Here is a 20,215-nt window from a genome sequence, read left to right as displayed (position 1 = left end):
AAATTTTAAAATTCCACCAAAGGTAAGCAATCGGATATCGAATAGAAAATGATGCGCTTTAGTTTATGGCAAAAGGAGCAGCAAATTTGAAGGTGGGTATCTCCACTTCAAATTCTTCGGAGGTGGTAAAGTTCACCATCTCGTAATACCCTTTCATGGCGCCAATGGGAGATGCCAAAAGACATCCCGAACTGTAGGTATGGGACTTGCCAGGTTTGATCACGGGCTTTCTGCCGATGACCCCTTCGCCGTCAATGGTCTCCATGTCCTTCAGGGCATCAAAAATATCCCAATGCCTTGCCACCAGTTGGACGGCATCCTTGCTCAGGTTTTCAATGGTTATGGTGTAGCCAAAGGCATAGTGCATTTTGTAATTTTTGAAGAAAGTACCTTCAAAAGTGGTCTGGACGGAAACCTTAATGCCTTTTGTTACTTGAGTGAACATACGCTAGTTATAGATAAAGACACTTCCTGTAAACAGTACGAGTACGGCAAAAAATGCCAAGATCGTAAATATAGTGTTCAGAAAAATGTATTTCACAATTGTTTTAAATACTCCTTGTCCATAAAACTTTTTCATGGCCATGAACAGATAAATGCTGAAAATGGTCACAAAAAGCCATGCGGTGCTGATCTTGAAAATCGTGTCCAAGATCAAGCTAAGGATGAGCAAGATAAACAAGAGGGACTGATTGTGGAAACTAAAAATAAGATGATCGGTGTAGGTATATTTTTTTCTGATGTACACCAGCCAAATGAAGATGGTGAACAATGGCATAAAGAAGAATATCACAAAGGGCAGCTTGGAAATTGTCGACTTTATGAATGCACTTGGTCGTTGTATAATGGTCAAAAAATTGTTGGATGCATTGAAGGCCATTTTGTTGGACATGGTTCCCTCGATGTTGTATTTTTCACTGGCCTGCTCAAAGGAGAAAAGGGTGTCTTTCTTGATCATTTGGACAAAAAAATCAACTTTGTCGGAGAACCCGTCTATCCCCGACTTTTTGCTGATGCTATCAAAGTAGATCTTTGGGTTGGCCGCCATCAAGGAATCCTTGTTCACCTTGGGTTTTTGATCTTTTAAATGGGTCAGGGAGTCCAACATGCTGAGCGAATGTGCCACCTCAGGGTCGGCATTTCGAATAGAATCGAATTTTTTGAGGCCAAGGGCCAATCCAGGGTTCTTCTTATCGATGGAATCCAGAGATTTCAACACTTCCTCGGCTTGTTGCTTCATCTTCAAGCTGTCCACTTTTATGTCCCCAGACTTAATATTGTACGAAACAGGGCCTCCCGCTGTAATATTGCCATCAAAGGATTTTGCGGCCTTATCCAGATCTGAAAATTGGTTGTTGAAGGTGAACATCAAAAAATAGATAAAGGCCAAACTCAACAAAAACCGGAACGGATTAGTGTACGAAACTCTTTTGCCGTTGATATAGTCCATGGTAATGCCCCCGGGACGCATTATCAGTGCCGACAAGGTCTTTAAAAGTTTGGAGTCATAGTTCATGACACTGGAAAGGAATTCATCCAGAAAATCCTTGAGGGTCAATTTTTTGGTGCTGTTGGCCTGTGAGCAGTTGGGACAGTATTTATCACTGATGTCCAACGGGTGGCCGCAGTTCAAACATGTAACGCCCCTAAATTGAAGTTGATAACGGCCTTTACTGACCAAGCCATCTTTTTTCCCCATAACCTTCCCAGGATTTGGGCCTAAATATAATCAATTGCTGATAGTTCTGGAATTCACGGAACCTATACCTATAATACTATCATACAGGTCGCCAAAATCCCGATAGTATACCAAGATCAGGTAATTGTTTTCGGTAAAGTGGAAATTCCCGCTCACAAAGTTGGGTTCTATGGCGCCATTGTCCCTTTCCACCACATATTTGTAGTTGTAGAATCCTTGTTTCATCAATAAGGTAACTTCGAACATTCCACTGTCAGGGTTAAAGGTCATCCTATTTTCATCCGTGAGGGCGTAGTTGTTGAACTTGCCGACCACATACACTTGATCCAGTCCAATGAGGTTGGAATAGGGCAGTTTAAAATGAACTTTGGAATATTCGGCCTCACGGGACACATCGTCCCCTTGGAGGGTACGCACCACAAAATCCCCATTGATGTCAGGGAAATACGTATAAGGCTTATCAAACCGATATTCACTGGGAAACAGATAATGGTTATAGACCTGTCCCATTTCAATCCGGGAAATGGCAAAAGTGGGTGAACGCAGGTCTTTGGTGTCAAAATTCAAAAACTCGTTGCCTCCAAAAAAACTGGTTTCCTTGTCATATTTGTATACCAGTTCGGTGCCAATGGTAAATTGTGGTTTGATGTTATACAATGCCGTGGGCCAAAAATAGTTTTGAAGAATGGCCACCTTTACTTCATTTTTTGGGTTCACCACAGGAAAACCGTTGGTGTTGATGGAAAATTGGACCACCTGCTTTTCGTTGAGGTAGTTAAAGTCACGGGAGCGCTTTACCACACCGCCCACGGTAACGGCATCACGGTACACCACAAACCTTCTGGAGAATTGAATCTCTCCGTAACTATTATAAATTTCCAGGACATAGTTGCCACTCACCTTGAGCCGAACATTATCGTTGGGGATCGTCAACCGATAGTTGGAATAGGGCTGTAGGGTGGTATAGCTATTCTCATAATCGATGATGCGCTGGTTGTCCGCCCCTGACAGGTACTGTGATTTCAATAATTGCGATGGGGTCCAGTCGTAATTGCAATGCACTATCTTATAATAATAGTCCTGTTCCTTGGCGGTAATATCATCAAACTCCAAGGTCATGCTTTCACCCAGGAGTACCACTGGAAATTGGTCTTCCGTTGGTCCCTTAAAAATGATGGTCTTGATATTTTCGGGAGGGTTCACCTCTTCCTGAACCTGAGCAAAGGTTTGGGTAGCCATTGCAAAGAGGAACAAATGTTTGATCAAATCACGCATTTATTGCATTTGTTTTGGGTAAAGGTAAACAAAAAGTGTGCCTTGTGAATTTAGCTCGATATAATCCCAATTTTATGGATAATAATTATGAAAAGAATCCTTTAAGTACTAAATTTGCCAGCGATTTTGATAACAAAAGGTCTACAACAATATGTCTAAAGACATCCGGATTAGAAAGGGGTTGAACATCAACCTCGTCGGGGCAGCAGAACAGACTACTTCCAAAGCCGTTACCAGTAACGTGTATGCCCTGAACCTAGATGATTTCCATGGAATCACCCCAAAAATGTTGATGAAACAAGGGGAAGAGGTAAAAGCGGGAGAACCCCTCTTTTACAACAAGAACAAAGAGCAAATGCACTTTGTGTCCCCTGTGAGCGGTGAGCTTGTGGAAATTGTAAGAGGGGCAAGGAGAAAAATTCTGAGCCTAAAGATCCTTGCCGATAAAACGCAGGATTACATGATCAATAAAGTGCCGGATCTGGACACAGCGGACGGTGCTGCCATAAAGAACTATCTTCTGCACAGCGGAGGGTGGCCTTTTATCAAACAGCGGCCTTATGATGTGATCGCCAATCCCGATGCCACACCGAAGGCCATTTTTATTTCGGCATATGCCACTGCGCCTTTGGCCGCGGATGTGGATTATGTGTTAAAAGGCAAGGAGCAGGAATTGCAGGCGGCCATTACTGCTTTGGGTAAAATGACTCCTGGTAAGATCCATGTTTCCATTGGAAGTTCAGGCCGATCTCCTTTCGCCGATTTGAAGGGAATTGAACTGCACAAGGTTTCAGGACCACACCCGGCAGGTTTGGTAGGAACACAGATCAATAAGATTGACCCCGTGAACAAGGGCGAAGTCGTTTGGACCATTTCTCCACAGGATATGGTCATTTTGGGCGAATTGTTGCTCACTGGCAAGTTCAATGCCGAAAGGACCATTGCTTTGGCAGGTTCCGTGATCAAAGCGCCGAAATATTATACCACCAAGATCGGTGCTGAAATATCTACCTTCTTGTACGCTAGTGGAGTAAGCGAGGACAGGTTCCGATTGATCAATGGCGACGTGCTTACAGGTTCCAAGACCAGTACCGAGGGCTATCTTGGTTTTTACAATAATACGGTTACGGCAATTCCAGAAGGGGACGATTATGAGTTTTTTGGATGGAACAAACCCGTTTTCAATAAAATTTCAACCACTAGGGCGTTGACCTTTTCTTGGCTTCAGCCCAATAAGAAGTATGATTTGGACACCAATACCAATGGTGAACACAGGGCTTTTGTGGTAACAGGTCAGTATGAAGAGGTATTCCCCATGGATATTTACCCGCTTCAATTGCTCAAGGCTTGTATGGTGAAAGATTTGGACGAGATGGAACAGTTGGGTCTCTATGAAGTGGCCCCTGAAGATTTCTCGTTGACGGAATTCATATGCATTTCAAAACAACCACACCAACAGATCATCAGGGATGGATTGGATCTGTTGCAAAAAGAACTTGGATAATATGGGCATGAAAGAAAAATTACATCAGTTAAAACAAAAGTATGAGGGCAAAAAAATGGCTCCCGCCTTTAATGCGCTCCATACCTTTCTTTATACGCCGAACGAAACTACACATTCAGGGGCACACGTTCGCGGTGCGGATGACCTGAAGCGAACGATGAACACTGTGATTCTGGCGTTGGTGCCGTGTTTGATCTTCGGTATGTTCAACGCTGGATATCAACAATATTCCGCCATCAACGGATTTCCTGAAAACTTTTCCCTTTTTGATGATTTCTTGACTTGGAGCAATTTCTTGGTGGGACTTACCACCATTTTGCCCTTGGTGATCGTATCCTACGGTATAGGTCTTGGTATCGAGTTCTTGTTTGCCGTGATCAAAGGTCACGAAGTGGAAGAAGGATATTTGGTTACCGGTATGTTGGTGCCATTGATCATTCCTGTGGACACACCACTTTGGATGTTGGCCATTGCCGTAGCATTCGGTGTAATCATTGGTAAGGAAGTGTTCGGGGGTACGGGGATGAATATCCTTAACCCTGCATTGACCATTCGTGCCTTTTTGTTCTTCGCCTATCCAACTTGGATGAGTGGTGACAAAGTTTGGGTACACGGAGCCAAAGCTGGACTGACCCAAGCGGGTTCTACCGATGCTATTTCCGGGGAAACCGTTTTAGGGGCCTTGGCACAAGGGAGTTCACATCTTTCCTTTTCTGTTTCGGATATGTTCTATGGATTTATTCCTGGATCGGTGGGTGAGACTTCAAAAATTTTGATTTTATTGGGAGCTTTGTTCTTGATCTTCTCCAAGATTGCCTCGTGGAGGATCATCGTGAGCGGGGTATTGGGTTCCTTGGCAATGGGATTGATTTTTAACGGCATTGTGGATGCAGGCTGGTTGCCCACCTATAGTAAATTCTACACGTTGATGAGCTTCCCTTACTGGCAACACTTGTTGGTAGGTGGATTGGCCTTCGGTATCGTCTTTATGGCTACAGACCCTGTTACGGGGTCACAGACCAATAGAGGGAAATGGATTTATGGATTCTTGATCGGTTTCATGTCGGTCATGATCCGTGTGTTCAACCCAGGGTATCCGGAAGGAGTGTTCTTGGCCATCTTGTTGATGAACGTGTTCGCACCCACCATCGACCATTATGTGGTTAGGGGCAACATCAAAAAGCGATTGAGACGATTGAAGACAGCGACCATCTATCCCCAAGCTTCGGATGAGGTGGATTCATTAAAAACGGAAACAGCATAAGCATTATGGCATTGAATACTGAAAAAAATAGCTACACAGTAATCTTCGCAGCCCTTATGGTGGTTGTGGTAGGTTCTTTGTTGGCATTTGTGGCATCGGGGCTTAAACCAAAAATCCATGAGAATGAACGCTTCGAAAAGCAGCAGAACATTCTCTATGCGATGGGAGTCAACGATAATGAAGGGGAAGGTGATGTGACTTTTGTTCCTACATCGTCTGTGGAAGCGGATTTCTCCAAATACATTGTAAAACAAATGGTTCTTGATGGTTCAACTGCCGTTGAGAAAGAGAACGCCTATTTGATCGATGTTTCCAAAGAAATTGCCAAAGCAAAGAATGGTGAAAAAGCCGAACTTCCCCTACTGATAGGTGAAAAGGACGGCAAGACATTCTACATCATTCCTTTGTACGGAAGAGGACTCTGGGATGCCATTTGGGGATACATTTCGTTGGATGACCACATGGTGGTTCAAGGAGTATACTTCGATCACAGGGGAGAAACACCAGGGCTAGGGGCCAACATCAAACAACGATTCTTCATGGATGATTTTACTGGAGAATCCATCATGTCTGGAAACAGTTTTGAAGGCATTACCGTAGCTAAAGGAAACGGAGACCCCTTGAACACCGATAAGGAGGACAACCAAGTGGATGCGCTTGCAGGAGCTACCATTACCGGTAACGGGGTGACTGCGATGATCAAGGATTGCATCAAACTGTACAAACCTTATTTACAAACCATAAGAACAAAATAATATGGCACTACTATCAAAAAAAGATTCAAAACTGGTGCTGGATCCCTTGGCGGACAACAACCCGATCACCATTCAGGTGTTGGGTATCTGTTCTGCCCTTGCGATTACCGCTGAGCTTAAGGCTGCCGTGGTAATGGCCCTTTCAGTATTGTTTGTACTAAGTATGGGTAACGTGGCGATTTCCTTGTTGAGGAACATCATCCCGTCCAAGATCAGGATCATTGTGCAATTGGTGGTCGTGGCCGCCCTGGTAATCATTGTGGATCAGGTGCTAAAGGCCTTTGCCTACGAGTTGAGCAAGACTTTATCAGTTTTTGTGGGATTGATTATCACCAACTGTATCATCATGGGACGTTTTGAGGCTTTTGCTTTAGGCAATGGTCCTAAGAAGGCCTTTTTGGATGGTATCGGTAATGCACTCGGATACGGTATTATTTTGGTAATCGTAGGATTCTTTAGGGAACTTTTGGGTTCTGGAACCTTGTTCGGATTTAAGGTTTTGGGTGATCCTGTTACCAAGACAGGCTTGTATTCCATTGGATATGAAAACAATGGATTTATGATCATACCACCAGCAGCATTGATCGTGTTGGGTATCATTATTTGGGTACAACGCTCCAAAAACAGGGCATTAATAGAAGAAGCTTAAGGATATGTTAGAGCATTTAGAACTTTTTTTCAAGTCGATTTTTATAGACAACATGGTGTTTGCCACCTTTTTGGGGATGTGTTCCTATTTGGCCGTATCCAAAAAAGTGTCTACCGCCGTGGGTCTTGGTGCAGCCGTAATCTTCGTATTGGCGGTTACTGTGCCTATGAACTGGTTATTGGACAAATATTTGTTGAAGGATGGGGCCTTGGCCTGGATGGGTCCGGAGTATGCTGACTATGACCTTAGCTTCCTATCGTTCATCCTGTTTATTGCTACCATTGCCACCATGGTACAATTGGTGGAAATTGTGGTGGAGAAATTCTCCCCATCACTATATAACTCTTTGGGTATCTTTTTGCCGTTGATTGCGGTAAACTGTGCCATTTTGGGTGGATCACTGTTCATGCAAACACGTGACATCCCTAATATTGGATTGGCCTTCAACTATGGAATTTCATCCGGCATTGGATGGTTCTTGGCGATTTTGGCCATTGCCGCCATTCGCGAGAAAATCAGATATTCTAATGTTCCCGCTCCCTTGCGTGGATTGGGCATTACCTTCATCATCACAGGATTGATGGGTATCGGTTTCCAAAGTTTTGGTGGAATGCTTACTGGTGACAATGAGCCGCCAGAAGAGGCCCAAACCACTACTGTGAAAGCTGAAAAAGAAAAAGAAAAAGAAATCAAGAAAGAGATTGAGGATAAGGAAAAAGCAGTCTCTTATAACGAAGCCATAAACAAATAAAGATGATAATAGCCGCAAGTACCGGAGGTACTATTCTGATTACCGTTGTAGCATTTCTTATTTTGTTGCTGTTGTTGGTGGCCGTTTTGTTGTTCACCAAAGAAAAGCTATCCCCATCTGGTCCGGTGACCATCACCATCAATGGTGAAAAGAAAGTAGAAGTGGCATCGGGAGGTTCCTTGTTGTCCACTTTGGGTAACCAAAAAATATTCTTGCCATCTGCTTGTGGTGGTGGTGGAACCTGTATCCAATGTGAGTGCCACGTGCTTTCAGGAGGTGGTGAGGCATTGCCGACAGAAACCCCACACTTTTCCAAAAAGGAATTGCAACACGGGGCACGTTTGGCCTGTCAGGTGAAAGTAAAACAGGATATGGAAATTACCATTCCTGAAGAAGTTTTCGGTATCAAAAAATGGAATGCCAAAGTGGTGCGTAACTATAACGTGGCCTCTTTCATCAAAGAATTTGTTGTGGAGATTCCGGAAGATATGAACTACAAGGCAGGTGGGTATATCCAGATTGAGATTCCACCTTGTGAGGTGAAATATTCCGATATCGATATTACCGCACACCCTGAAGAGCACGAAACTCCGGATAAGTTCCAAGCAGAATGGGACAAGTTTAATCTTTGGCCGTTGGTCATGAAAAACCCAGAAACTGTGGAGCGTGCCTATTCCATGGCCTCTTACCCAGCTGAAGGACGCGAGATCATGCTGAACGTTCGTATTGCCACGCCACCATGGGATCGTGCCAAAAATGGTTGGATGAATGTGAACCCAGGTATTGCCTCATCTTATATCTTTAGCTTGAAAGAGGGTGACCCTGTGGTGATTTCTGGTCCGTTTGGTGAATTCTTCATCAACGAGTCCGAGGCAGAAATGCTATATGTAGGTGGTGGAGCCGGTATGGCACCGATGCGTTCGCATTTGTACCACTTGTTCAAAACTTTGAAGACCAATCGTAAAGTGAGCTACTGGTATGGTGGACGTTCCAAAAGGGAGTTGTTCTATCTTGATCATTTTAAGCAATTGGAGAAGGAATTCCCTAACTTCAAGTTCTATTTGGCCCTTTCTGAACCACTTCCAGAAGATAACTGGAAAGTGAAAAAGGACATCAATGATGAATCAGGTGACGGTTTCGTTGGATTCATCCACAACTGTGTGATCGATAACTATTTGAGCCTTCACGATTCCCCGGAGGATATTGAATTGTACTTCTGCGGACCACCGTTGATGAACAAGGCCGTGGAAAAAATGGGTCAGGACTTCGGTATTCCAGATGAGAATATCAGGTTTGACGACTTTGGAGGATAGTTTTAAAGTTGATTCATCACCTCAAGTTGAAATCCTGAGAATATCGAAGGAACCATCGAGAGGTATTTATAAAACCAACCGGTGCCCAGGCATCGGTTTTTTTGTATCAAATGGGAAGACCGTTAACAGAACAGGAATTGCATAATTTGGCCATGAACATTGTGGGCCGTGAGCTCGAGGCCGATGGTTTTGAGTTTATGGCCATCAACAGCAAGCTGAAAAAGAATCCCCAATACGTTTGCTTGAAGGAGAAAGTGCTTCATTTCATTGTGGTGCGGAACATCGAGTTCCCCAACGATCCGAGGGATTATGATGAAGAGCTGATGCAAAAGGTGAAAGAGCATGCAGAAAAGTTTGAGGCCAGAACCTTTTTTGCAGGAGTTGGACTTTCCAATGCAGTCAATCGGGACTTGCCTGTCCATTTAGATGAAGAGTATATTGTGGAATACCAAGGTTTAATTGAGATTTAGATGTTGAAAAGAGCACTTTTATTCGTTGTTGGAATCATGCTTTTGGGTTGTGGACCCAAAACTTGGGTGAAGAACCAAAACTGGGGCAATGCCTTGGGTACTACCTATTCCATTATTTATTTGGCCGATGGGGAGTTGGATTATCAACAGGAAATCGATTCGGTTTTTCAGGTGTTGAACCAATCCATGTCCACTTATATTCCCACTTCGGATATCTCCAAGATCAACGAAGGCGATTCCACCATTGTGGTAGATGATATGTTCAAGGAAGTTTTTGACATCTCTACCCAAGTCCATGAGGCTTCTAACGGCTATTTTGACCCCACTGTGGGCGTTTTGGCCAATGCATGGGGATTTGGACCCGGCAAGCAGATAACACTCGACAGTCTTAAGGTAGATAGCCTTTTGGGTTATGTGGGATGGGAAAAGGTCAGAATCAATAAAGATCATACTATTACCAAGGCGCATCCGGCCATTCGGTTCGATTTTAATGCGGTGGCCAAGGGATATGCCATTGATCGACTTGGAGCCCTATTGGATGCCAAGGGCATCGACAATTATTTGGTGGAAGTGGGGGGAGAAGTATTGGCCAAGGGCACCAACTTGGTATCCGGTAAGGAGTGGACCGTGGGTATTGATGATCCCCAAGTGGAAACCGGTCGACAATTAAAGCGTATCGTAACGCTGAAGGATGAAGCTATGGCCTCATCGGGGAATTATAGAAAGTTTAGGGTAGATCCGGAAACAGGGGAAAAATATGTGCATACCATAGATCCCAAAACGGGGTATACCAAAAATTCAAATGTGCTGGCAAGCAGTGTGGTGGCGAAAACCTGCGCGGTGGCCGATGCTTTTGCCACTTCCTTTATGGCAATGGACCTTGAAAAATCCAAGGCAATTTTGAAAGACCATGATGAATTGGAGGCTTATATCATTTACTTGGACAAAGATGGGAAGACCCAGGAGTTCTTCACGCCAGGTTTTGAGGCTTTGGTAAAACAGTGATTATTTCCTGACCAATGGAATAATTTCACTCTTCGCCAATCGGTACCGTTCCACTTTTTCCTTTGGAAGGACAGTAGTGTAATCCACTTCTTCAACCGTGAAACCAATAGAACGTAGCTTGTCAAAATAATCCCTTCCATAAATACGGACATGATCGTACTGCCCAAAGATTTTTGCCCGTTCCTTTTTATCGGTGATAGAATCGTCCTCGAAGGTTTTTTCACGTTTGAGGTCTTGCGGAATCTGAAAGATGCCCCAGCCACCTGGTTTCATCACACGGTATAGTTCCTGCATGGCCTTGGTATCGTTGGGAATGTGTTCCAGGACATGGTTGCAAAGGATCACATCAAAAGAATTATCATCAAAGGGAAGGTTGCAGATATCTGCTTTCACATCAGCCAAGGGAGAGTTTAGATCCGTGGTGGTGTACTCCAAGTTTTTCAACTTTTTGAACCTTTTGTAAAATGCTTGTTCGGGTGCAAAATGGAGTAGTTTGTGGGGGGCAGCGAATAAGTCTGTTTCATTTTTGAGATAGAGCCAAAGCAAACGGTGGCGCTCTAAGGAAAGGGTAGAGGGTGAGAGCACATTTTCCCGTGGATTTTCATAACCGTACGGTAGAAAACTCCTAAAACTTTTACCATCAATGGGATCGGTGAAGTTTTTTCCCTTTAGGGAAAGGGCAATCAAAGGTCGTACCCAATAACTCAGTCTAATAAGTAGCGGTCTTGGGATGAGATTTAGGATGTATTTAAAAACTTTTGACACGAATTACACTAATTTACACGAATGGCTTAAAGTAAAACTCTCTTATAATTAAGTTGGTCCTCGCCAAAATTCACGATCAACCCCAACTTCATTTTGGACGCCGCCAGATAATTTAAGGTTTGCTTGATATGGCCACTGGATATTTTTTCGACTGCCTTTAATTCCAGAATGATTTTGTCATCCACTATAAAATCTGCATAGTATTGATGCTTCAGCGTGTTACCTTTATAATCAATATTGAATTTTACTTCTCTTTGAAATGGGACCCCATTGGACTTTAGTTCAATTTCAAGGGCATCGCCATAAACAGCTTCACTGAATCCTTTACCAAGTTCATTGTGGACATCCATGCATAAACCGATGACAAAGTAGGACTCATGTTTATAAATGATTTGGGACATTTATTTGAGTAATTGGTGAAATTCGTTTCAATATACAAATTGAAGAATTCTATAGCACCAATTTCTTTGCCCTAAACTCGTCTTCCTCGTCACTAGTGATTCCCAGGGCTTCATAAATGTACTGGAAGGTGGAAAGCAGTTCCGGTTTACCATCTACTAGGGCCACATCATGCTCAAAGTGTGCACTTGGTTGGCCATCTGCGGTCAAAATGGTCCAACCATCCTTTAATTGTTTGATGCGCTTGGTTCCCATATTGATCATGGGCTCTATGGCCACCACCATGCCATTTACAAATTTTTTGCCTCGACCGCGTTTGCCATAATTGGGCATTTGGGGATCTTCATGCAATTCCCTTCCCAATCCATGTCCTACCAGTTCACGTACCACTCCGTATCCATGGTCCTCACAGTATTTTTGGATGGCATAGCCTACATCGCCCACACGATTTCCTTCCTTAAATTCCCGTATGCCTATATAAAGGGATTCCTTAGTGACTTTTAGCAGCTTTTTGGTTTCCTCAGCTACTTCGCCCACTTGAAAGGTATAGGCATGATCTCCGTGGAAGCCATTTTTAACGGCGCCGCAGTCCACGGAAACAATATCACCTTCTTTTAGGGGCTCGTTATTGGGAATGCCATGTACCACTTGGGCGTTAGGGCTCCAGTTTAGGGTGTTCGGAAAGTCGTACATCCCCAAAAAACCGGGTATGGCGCCTTGCGAGCGGATAAATTCCTCCGCCATTTTATCCAATTTCAAGGGATTGGCCCCTGGTTTTATCTCTTTGGCCAACATGCCCAAGGTTCTGGATACCACTAGGGCACTTTCGCGCATCAATTCAATTTCCTCTGCTGTCTTTACTTGAATCATAGCCGCAAAGATAAATTGAATCTATGGATTATGAGGCATGTTTGCCTAAACCAAAGGTTTCTGGGTCATTAAGGCGGGTTGTGGAACTCCCATCATTTTTAGAATGGTAGGGGCAATATCTCCCAAAACGCCACTTTTCACTTCTTTGATGTCGTTGTCCACAATAATCAGTGGCACCGGATTCGTGGTATGGGCAGTGTTGGGACTTCCATCAGGGTTGATCATAGTGTCGCAGTTACCATGATCGGCAATCACGATGGTGGAATACCCATTCTCCAAACCGGCAGTGATAACCTCCTTGGCACATTGGTCCACCGTTTCACAGGCCTTGATAGCGGCTTCCATAACACCGGTATGACCTACCATATCAGGATTGGCGAAATTGAGACATACAAAATCGGTCTCTCCTTTTTTAAGTTCAGGGATGATGGCATCGCGTATATCGTATGCACTCATTTCCGGTTGTAGGTCATAAGTGGCCACCTTTGGTGAGGGACACAGGATGCGTTGTTCTCCTTCAAAAGGCTCTTCGCGACCTCCATTGAAGAAGAAGGTAACGTGTGGGTATTTTTCCGTTTCGGCAATCCGAATCTGTTTTTTTCCATTTTTGGCAAGGGTCTCGCCCAATGTATCCTTGATGTTGTCCTTGTCATAGATGACCTTGATGCCCTTGAAAGATTCATCATAATTGGTCATGGTAACATAGTACAGGTTCATTTTGTGCATGTTCTGCTCATGGAAATCCTGCTGGCTCAAGGCTTGGGTAAGTTCTCGGCCACGATCCGTCCTAAAATTGAAAAAGATGACCACGTCGCCTTCTTTGATCTGTGCCAAGGGCTCACCTGCAGCATCCGTCAGGACCAAAGGTTTTACGAACTCGTCGGTAACCCCATCGTCGTAACTTTTTTGCATGGCAGCGCCGATATCCTGTATTTTTTCACCTTCGGCATTTACCATCACATCGTAGGCAAGTTTTACACGTTCCCAACGTTTGTCACGATCCATGGCATAATACCTTCCAATGACCGTTGCCAATTTGGTATTCTTGTCCGAACAGAAGTTGGAAAGGTCCACCAAAAAGCCTTTGCCGCTTTTGGGATCCACATCACGACCATCGGTAAAGGCATGTACAAAAGATTTTTGTACTCCGGCCTCATCGGCGACCTTGATCAATGCTTTTAAATGATCTATGTGGCTATGGACGCCTCCATCACTCACCAATCCTAAAAAATGTACCGGTTTGTGGTTGGCCTTGGCATATTCGAGCGCGTCTTTAAGAACAGGCTCATTTTTAAGGGTGTCCTCTTTCACTGCCTTGTTGATCTTGGCGAGATCTTGATAAACGATCCTACCGGCTCCCAAGTTCATGTGTCCTACTTCACTGTTTCCCATCTGTCCTTCCGGCAGCCCCACGTTCATGCCATCCGTATGTAGGTCGGCATTGGCGTATTGGGTATAGAGCGAATCGATAAATGGGGTATTGGCCTGTGCAATGGCAGAAACCTTGGGATCTGGGGATTTTCCCCATCCGTCCAAAATCATTAGGATTACCTTCTTTTTCATGATATTAAATTCTACCCCAAAAATAAAATGATCTCGTGGGATCCCCTAGGATTTGTTTAGATTTCTTATTGCGATTTTGTTAATTATTTTATGTTAAACATGAGATATTGTTAAACTTTAGTTATATAACTGTTAATCATGTAACATCTGTCTTTTTGAGGAGTCTACTTTTATATCAAACATATTCATTAATCAAAATCAATTCATCATGAAAAAAACAATCTTGGCAGTAGCTACAGTATGTATGCTAGCGGTATCCGGCGTTTCCGCCAAAGAACTTCCTACCAGCACCAAACTGGACATGACCACGGTAACCGAAGACCTTAGTGCATTTTGCAAAGCAGTAATGCAGGGCGATGTGGAAACCGTAAAAAAATTGATTGAACTAGGGGAGGATGTCAACCAAAAGTCTTTGGGCAGGGCACCTATCCATTATGCGGCACGTTACAACCGCGCCGAAGTACTCAAAGTCCTCATCGAAAATGGGGCCGATCTTAAAAAACGATGCGACAAGGGGATGACCGCAATCAAATATGCGAAAATGTCCCATGCTGATGAGGCACTGGCCGTATTGGAAGAAGCTATGAAAAAATAAAGGGGTTTATTCATCCAGAAACAAAAGGCCCGCCTATTAGGCGGGCCTTTTTGTCTCATTTACGTATCTAGTGTTCTTGCAAAAGAGTGTTTCTCAAATTAGAATTCAAAACCGGTGAAAGCCCTGTATAACAATGCGTAAAATGCCATGAACAGCATAATTGCGCAAAAAATGGAGTACCCTTTTAAAAAAAGTACCACAAAGCTCGGTTTACAATCGTCGAATGCCTCAAAGTAGAGGTGCTTAAAGTGTAATAGTGTTCCCATAATGTTCTCTCTTTTTGGATAGCACAGATGGGATTAAGAAAAGGTAATGTAGACTTGGGATACGTTCAAAGGTAACGAAATTCAGCCAAAACCACTCTTTTCTCGATGAAAGTGTCGATTCTATCGACCTGAATATTTATGGATGGCCTCCTTGATTTTTTCTATCCGGTTTTCAGGGTCTGGGTGCGTGCTCTGGAACTCTGGCACTCGGTTGGGACCGGCCGCAGCTTTTAATATTTCCATCACCTTGATCATCTCATTGGGGTCATAGCCGGACTGGATCATGAAAAGCACTCCTAGTTCATCGCTTTCCAGTTCGTCCCCACGTCCATTCTTCAACAAAGTGTTCTGGCCAATGCCTGCCACTACATTCCCCATGTCGCCACCGACGGAGGCTCCCGTGGCCAACGTTTGCCAAAAGCTGCTTTCCGCAATACGTTCGGCGGAATGTCTGCCGATCACATGCCCTATTTCGTGCCCTAATACCCCTGCCAATTGCGGCTCGTTAAGTTGGGAGAACAAAGCGTAGGTGATGAAAACCTGTCCCCCGGGGAGAGCAAAGGCATTAATGGTCTGGTCGTCCGCCAACAAATGGAATTCATACTGGTATGGGGTCTCTCGAGCCACGCTATGTTGAACCAATCGGTTCCCCACGGCATCCACCAAGGCCTGCATGCGCTGGTCCGGATACAACCCTCCGTGTTGTTGTGCCATTTCGGGTGCACTTTGCAGTCCAATGGCAATCTCCTGTTCGGCGGTCATGTTAATGTTCTGTACCCTACCGGTATAGGGATTTTCTTCTTGGTTGCTGCATCGGCGGATAAAGGCAAAGGCCACAATGGCCAAACCGATCAGGATACGGATTCTCCAACTTCCTCTTCTCATGGTGTTAGTGTTCTAGCTAGTTGAAGATACAAAAAAGGGCTATAAAAGTTTCGGGTTTATATCCAAAATATTGTCCTCAACATAGGTTTTAATGAACCCAGTAGTAAAATATTCCGTACCCAAAAATTCTTCCTTTTCCAGAAGTCTCAAAACATTGAGCCTACGGTAGGCGGCCAACATGGGAATGGAAATAGGAGCATAGCTATAATGCCAAGGTTCGTATTTAAAGCCTCTTCGACGGGGATCGTTATTGTACACCAGATAGAACCCAAATTTTTCGGAATTTTCGTCCAGCCACAGTTTAAGGCCTTCATACGGTCCTCCAGCCTCAAATTTTTCGGCCACCAGTACATCTCCCGATGACTTGGGATACCCATCGATGATGTCGATGTCGGTTCCCCAATGGTGTCTGCTGGTTCCGGGAATGGTAGAGTACTCGATAATCTTGTCAATGGCGTCCAAAGGGGCCATGCCGTCATCCTCGGTGTATTGGATATACTTGCGCTCCCAAATGGCCTCTTGCCTATAAAAATCCCGGAAACTGGACACGATCTTGATGTCATACCCATCCGCATAGGCTGCCTTTTTCATCTCCAAAAAGGACTCATAAGCCTCTTTTCTCAAGTTGATGCCTTCGCCAAAAAGGTCCACATCGGCCTTGCCCATCAACTCATCCGTGGTGTAATCCGTGGTGAATGGCAACATTATAAAAGGAGGCAGGGCGCAGGCCATACCTGAAATGGAAGTTGTTTTGATGAATGTCCTTCTCTTCATGGATCGGGTTTTGGCTTCCAAGTTAAGAAGTATTTTTTAGTAAAACGGGTAGAAATTGATGGAGAACGTTTCCCGGTTTAGCGATCCAAGAAAAGAAACCCGGTGTATTGCAGTCCAAGATCTTCTAGGGTCACCACATAAAAATATACCCCTTCGGCAAGGCCTTGGTCTTGGCTCAAAATAAAGCTGCCCGTATTGGAAACACCTCCGAACTCGTTCGTATAATTGATTTTTTCGAACACTTTTTGCCCGTAGCGGTTATAGATGCTCAAATGGTTGTTGGGAGATTCCTCCAGACCATCAATAACCAGCACATCGTTGACCCCATCGCCATTGGGACTCAAAAAATAATTGCCCAAAGTGGGGTTTTCCACGGCAAAGGTATCCGTGGGCAGGGGAATGGTACCAAAGGTAATGGCCGCATACTCACTGGGAACAAAGGTATCGGAGGTTACAAATCCTTGGCTTATATCGCCACTTACGGCAGTATTCCCGATTACCACCCATTGGTTGGAGGCCTTGTGCCACCCTACCACAATAACGGACTCGAGAGTGGCATTGGGGATAAGGGCAAGACCACTTCCTACATTCCAACTTATGGTCACCTTGGCGGGTACATCACTTTGCACGATCCAAAACTCGCGATCGGAAACCGTGCCGATGTCCCTTACCTTTTGTTGCGTATTGAAACTTTGCAGTATGGAGGAAGGGGCGGAAGGGTCTTCATTAAAATAAGCGCATATGGCCAATGGGGTCGGTCCTTCGGAATCGAGTGTCAAAGGTCGCAGCAATGCCCGGTCGCCCACAGGGAACGAGAAAAAGTCGCGATCGTTTATGGCGGCAAAGCCCGTTACCTTGGAAACATCACTTTCCCCGGTAAAGAATCCCTGATCCATAAAATTAAGATAGACCATTTGGTCGTTCTGTGGACTAAGGAAATCCCCATCGATAAAATTTACATTGTTCTTTACGTTAAGGACGGTTTGCAAATGAACACGTTCCAGGATCATGATTTCTGTGTCCCAAAGGGTAGGTGGCACATTGCCCGATACCTCTATCACGGTATTGCCGTAGAAACCTACAAGGCCGTTGTTGTAGGCAAAGTCGGTATCACTGATCAAATTGGTGTGCAGCCCAAGGCCCATGTTGGTACCTGCGTGTATCCCTAGGTTGCCGGCATTGTATAGCCCTTGGGCCATGACCAAACTGGCAAACAATAGGAATGGTATGTGGAGGAGGGATTTCATTAGTTGATTTGTTGCCAATTTGATCCATCACTCTGAAGTTGGATGACTCCAGACGGAATAACACTAATGTTTCCTCCCGTATTATCAATGTATGTTGATATGGTAGGATTAAATACTGTAATATTCTTGATGATATAAACTCTCCCTTGGCAAGTATTGGCAGCTGGCAATGTTAAATTATGGTTTCCACCTAGAATAACTGTATAATTCGTAGCATCTAATACCAAATCCAATGCGGTTGTGGTAATCGGGGCTTCAAATGATCCCCCAATCGTCGCTGTCGAGGTGGTTGAGAGTGTTCCTGTGATGGTCGCGTTCCCTGATGCTAGCGTGCCGGTTGTCGCCACGTTCAGAGTTCCGAAGTCAGGGCTGATCTTGGTACCTTGGATGGCGGCGGCGGCATTGACGTCCGCGTCAACGATGGCACCATTTAAGATTTTAGCGGAGGTCACCGCGTCGTCGGCGAGGTCCAGTGGTGCGGCTGCAAGTCCGTCGCCATCGATGGCGGAAGTTGTCTGGACGGCAACTGGTCCCGTGTTCTGCCAGGAGGCGTTTCCTGCCCCGTCGGTTGTGAGTACCTGACCATTTGTCCCGTCTGTTGCGGTGATGGTGTTCGCGCCAATCGTCGCTGTCGAGGTGGTTGAGAGTGTTCCTGTGATGGTCGCGTTCCCTGATGCTAGCGTGCCGGTTGTCGCCACGTTCAGAGTTCCGAAGTCAGGGCTGATCTTGGTACCTTGGATGGCGGCGGCGGCATTGACGTCCGCGTCAATAATGGTTCCATTGATGATTCTTCCAGAGTTAATGGCATTATTGGCAATTTTAATAGTAGTGATGGCACCATCCGCTATATCAGCAGAGGCAATGGAAAGATCGGCTATTTTGGCAGAGGTGATGGCATCATCGGCCACATCTAACTGTACATCTTCAAACAAGGCATTGGTGGGAGTTCCCGTAATCAAAATGGTGCCATCGGTCGACGAAAGCGTTCCATCCCCTGCAAACTGGGTCACATCCACTTCCAATGAGCCATCACTTGCTTGTGTAAGTCCTGTGCCCGCAACATTGGCGTTGATCTTATCGGCATCTACACTATCATCAACCAGTTCCGTTGTTCCTACAGAATTATCGGCCATCTTAACTAGGGTCACCGCATCATCGGCCACGTCTAACTGTACATCCTCGAACAAAGCATTTGCAGGTGTTCCTGTAATCAAAATGGTACCATCGGTAGACGAAAGCGTTCCATCTCCTGCAAACTGTGTCACATCCACTTCCAATGAGCCATCCACTGCTTGTGTAAGTCCTATGCCCGCAACGTTGGCGTTGATCTTATCGGCATCTACACTGTCATCAACCAGTTCTGTCGTTCCTACAGAATTGTCGGCCATCTTAACAAGGGTCACCGCATCATTGGCTAACTCAAAACTCGTAATGCCATTTTCAGAGACGTCCAACGTATACGGATCACCTTCAATGCCATTTCCTTCAAGTTTTAAGGTGGTATCGAAAGGCCCTACGACCTCGTTGCCTATCACACTGTCCTTTTCTGTAATGGCCAAGGTTTTTTCATTGGAGAGCGTCCATGCGGTTCCATTATATCTAAAAATTTGACCGGCCTGGGTACCATTTTCAAATTTTCCCAACGATACGGATTCCGGTGCCAACAACCTTTTGGTCACGGATGCGGTCTGTATCTTGGAATCTCCATTGATGGTAGAGTTTACAATGTTGACCCCTGTGATCTGGTTGACCTCAAAATTGTAATTGGTGCTGCCATCGGGGTTCAAGGATTGCAGTATGGCAATGGTATTGTCGATCGCATTCGGGTTTACCTGGATCAAGGAATCGGCCCTGGTGCTTAGGGTGAAGGAATTATCGAGCGCCTCACAGATATTGATCCATTCCACACCGTTGTAGTAGTTGATGCATTCCTGGTCGGTGTTGTAGACCATGGCCCCGGGCAAGGGGCTTATGGTATTCATTTGGGTGGTGGTGACCCTGGTGATCACCAGTACGCGGTTATTGCTTTCCAGTTCCAAAACGGACGAAGGGTCCAAATTTTGCGGGTTGTCTCCAATCTTTACCTGTCCGCTCAGGGTGTTGATCATGAGTAGGGCAATGACCAAGGTTGCAATGTAAGTTCTCACAGTGTTTGTTATTTGAGGA

The 20,215-nt window shown here is 44.9% G+C and carries 21 protein-coding genes; 9 read left to right on the top strand and 12 right to left on the bottom strand.

Features of this window, described 5'->3' with window-relative positions:
- Positions 1–58: 58 nt before the first annotated feature.
- The 3 genes from apaG to D2V05_RS01495 are packed head-to-tail and all read right to left on the bottom strand — an operon-like array spanning position 59 to position 2,974.
- Positions 59–445 (bottom strand): Co2+/Mg2+ efflux protein ApaG, encoded by a 387-nt coding sequence (apaG, locus tag D2V05_RS01505; RefSeq protein ID WP_119645835.1) that lies wholly within the window; start codon positions 443–445, stop codon positions 59–61.
- Positions 446–448: 3 nt separating this feature from the next.
- Positions 449–1,699: a DUF3667 domain-containing protein gene (locus tag D2V05_RS01500; protein WP_119645834.1), complete on the bottom strand. Its 1,251-nt coding sequence runs from the start codon at positions 1,697–1,699 to the stop codon at positions 449–451.
- 30 nt (positions 1,700–1,729) lie between these two features.
- Entirely contained in the window at positions 1,730–2,974 is a 1,245-nt protein-coding gene (locus D2V05_RS01495) for a type IX secretion system plug protein (RefSeq protein WP_119645833.1), read from the bottom strand.
- A 151-nt stretch (positions 2,975–3,125) separates the two neighbouring features.
- On the opposite strand from D2V05_RS01495, the gene D2V05_RS01490 reads away from it, so the two are divergent.
- The 8 genes from D2V05_RS01490 (at position 3,126) to D2V05_RS01455 (ending at position 10,685) form a co-directional block, all read left to right on the top strand.
- On the top strand, positions 3,126–4,478 hold the full coding sequence (locus D2V05_RS01490; RefSeq protein ID WP_119645832.1) for a Na(+)-translocating NADH-quinone reductase subunit A: 1,353 nt from the start codon (positions 3,126–3,128) through the stop codon (positions 4,476–4,478).
- A gap of 1 nt (position 4,479) precedes the next feature.
- Positions 4,480–5,742 carry an NADH:ubiquinone reductase (Na(+)-transporting) subunit B gene (locus D2V05_RS01485; RefSeq protein ID WP_119645884.1) on the top strand — a complete coding sequence of 421 codons (1,263 nt, stop codon included), beginning with the start codon at positions 4,480–4,482 and terminating at the stop codon, positions 5,740–5,742.
- 5 nt (positions 5,743–5,747) lie between these two features.
- Positions 5,748–6,497, top strand: coding sequence for a Na(+)-translocating NADH-quinone reductase subunit C (locus tag D2V05_RS01480; RefSeq protein WP_119645831.1), 750 nt, complete (start codon positions 5,748–5,750; stop codon positions 6,495–6,497).
- 1 nt (position 6,498) lies between these two features.
- Positions 6,499–7,146 (top strand): NADH:ubiquinone reductase (Na(+)-transporting) subunit D, encoded by a 648-nt coding sequence (locus D2V05_RS01475; protein WP_119641954.1) that lies wholly within the window; start codon positions 6,499–6,501, stop codon positions 7,144–7,146.
- 4 nt (positions 7,147–7,150) lie between these two features.
- Positions 7,151–7,897: an NADH:ubiquinone reductase (Na(+)-transporting) subunit E gene (gene nqrE / locus D2V05_RS01470; protein WP_119645830.1), complete on the top strand. Its 747-nt coding sequence runs from the start codon at positions 7,151–7,153 to the stop codon at positions 7,895–7,897.
- Between the two features lie 2 nt (positions 7,898–7,899).
- On the top strand, positions 7,900–9,210 hold the full coding sequence (gene nqrF / locus D2V05_RS01465) for an NADH:ubiquinone reductase (Na(+)-transporting) subunit F (RefSeq protein ID WP_119645829.1): 1,311 nt from the start codon (positions 7,900–7,902) through the stop codon (positions 9,208–9,210).
- A 110-nt stretch (positions 9,211–9,320) separates the two neighbouring features.
- Positions 9,321–9,680: a Na(+)-translocating NADH-quinone reductase subunit F gene (locus D2V05_RS01460; RefSeq protein WP_119645828.1), complete on the top strand. Its 360-nt coding sequence runs from the start codon at positions 9,321–9,323 to the stop codon at positions 9,678–9,680.
- Positions 9,681–10,685: an FAD:protein FMN transferase gene (locus tag D2V05_RS01455; protein WP_119645827.1), complete on the top strand. Its 1,005-nt coding sequence runs from the start codon at positions 9,681–9,683 to the stop codon at positions 10,683–10,685.
- Here D2V05_RS01455 and D2V05_RS01450 read toward each other — a convergent pair whose 3' ends face one another.
- Genes D2V05_RS01450 through gpmI form a run of 4 tightly spaced genes read right to left on the bottom strand, consistent with a single transcriptional unit; the run spans position 10,686 to position 14,282 of the window.
- Positions 10,686–11,450 (bottom strand): class I SAM-dependent methyltransferase, encoded by a 765-nt coding sequence (locus tag D2V05_RS01450; protein WP_119645826.1) that lies wholly within the window; start codon positions 11,448–11,450, stop codon positions 10,686–10,688.
- A 26-nt stretch (positions 11,451–11,476) separates the two neighbouring features.
- A complete protein-coding gene (locus D2V05_RS01445; RefSeq protein ID WP_119645825.1) occupies positions 11,477–11,851 on the bottom strand; it encodes a GxxExxY protein in 375 nt (124 codons plus the stop codon).
- 49 nt (positions 11,852–11,900) lie between these two features.
- Positions 11,901–12,719 (bottom strand): type I methionyl aminopeptidase, encoded by an 819-nt coding sequence (map, locus tag D2V05_RS01440; protein WP_119641961.1) that lies wholly within the window; start codon positions 12,717–12,719, stop codon positions 11,901–11,903.
- Between the two features lie 45 nt (positions 12,720–12,764).
- Positions 12,765–14,282, bottom strand: coding sequence for a 2,3-bisphosphoglycerate-independent phosphoglycerate mutase (gpmI, locus tag D2V05_RS01435; RefSeq protein ID WP_119645824.1), 1,518 nt, complete (start codon positions 14,280–14,282; stop codon positions 12,765–12,767).
- A gap of 208 nt (positions 14,283–14,490) precedes the next feature.
- On the opposite strand from gpmI, the gene D2V05_RS01430 reads away from it, so the two are divergent.
- Positions 14,491–14,877, top strand: coding sequence for an ankyrin repeat domain-containing protein (locus tag D2V05_RS01430; protein WP_119645823.1), 387 nt, complete (start codon positions 14,491–14,493; stop codon positions 14,875–14,877).
- Between the two features lie 98 nt (positions 14,878–14,975).
- On the opposite strand, the gene D2V05_RS19940 is transcribed toward D2V05_RS01430, so the two are convergent.
- The 5 genes from D2V05_RS19940 to D2V05_RS01410 form a co-directional block, all read right to left on the bottom strand.
- Entirely contained in the window at positions 14,976–15,143 is a 168-nt protein-coding gene (locus D2V05_RS19940; protein ID WP_313786742.1) for a DUF6747 family protein, read from the bottom strand.
- Between the two features lie 120 nt (positions 15,144–15,263).
- Complete coding sequence (locus D2V05_RS01425; RefSeq protein WP_119645822.1) at positions 15,264–16,028, bottom strand: M48 family metalloprotease; 765 nt, start codon at positions 16,026–16,028, stop codon at positions 15,264–15,266.
- Positions 16,029–16,067: 39 nt separating this feature from the next.
- Positions 16,068–16,802: a M15 family metallopeptidase gene (locus tag D2V05_RS01420; RefSeq protein WP_119645883.1), complete on the bottom strand. Its 735-nt coding sequence runs from the start codon at positions 16,800–16,802 to the stop codon at positions 16,068–16,070.
- Positions 16,803–16,879: 77 nt separating this feature from the next.
- Positions 16,880–18,049: a gliding motility-associated C-terminal domain-containing protein gene (locus tag D2V05_RS01415; protein ID WP_119645821.1), complete on the bottom strand. Its 1,170-nt coding sequence runs from the start codon at positions 18,047–18,049 to the stop codon at positions 16,880–16,882.
- Positions 18,049–20,196, bottom strand: a complete 2,148-nt coding sequence (locus tag D2V05_RS01410) for a beta strand repeat-containing protein (RefSeq protein ID WP_119645820.1) — start codon at positions 20,194–20,196, stop codon at positions 18,049–18,051. Before D2V05_RS01410 ends, D2V05_RS01415 begins: the two co-directional genes overlap by 1 nt.
- Positions 20,197–20,215: the final 19 nt, after the last annotated feature.

The sequence above is a fragment of the Flagellimonas pelagia genome, assembly GCF_003584135.1.
Lineage (GTDB): Bacteria > Bacteroidota > Bacteroidia > Flavobacteriales > Flavobacteriaceae > Flagellimonas > Flagellimonas pelagia.
This window is presented reverse-complemented; position numbering and strand designations above follow the sequence as displayed.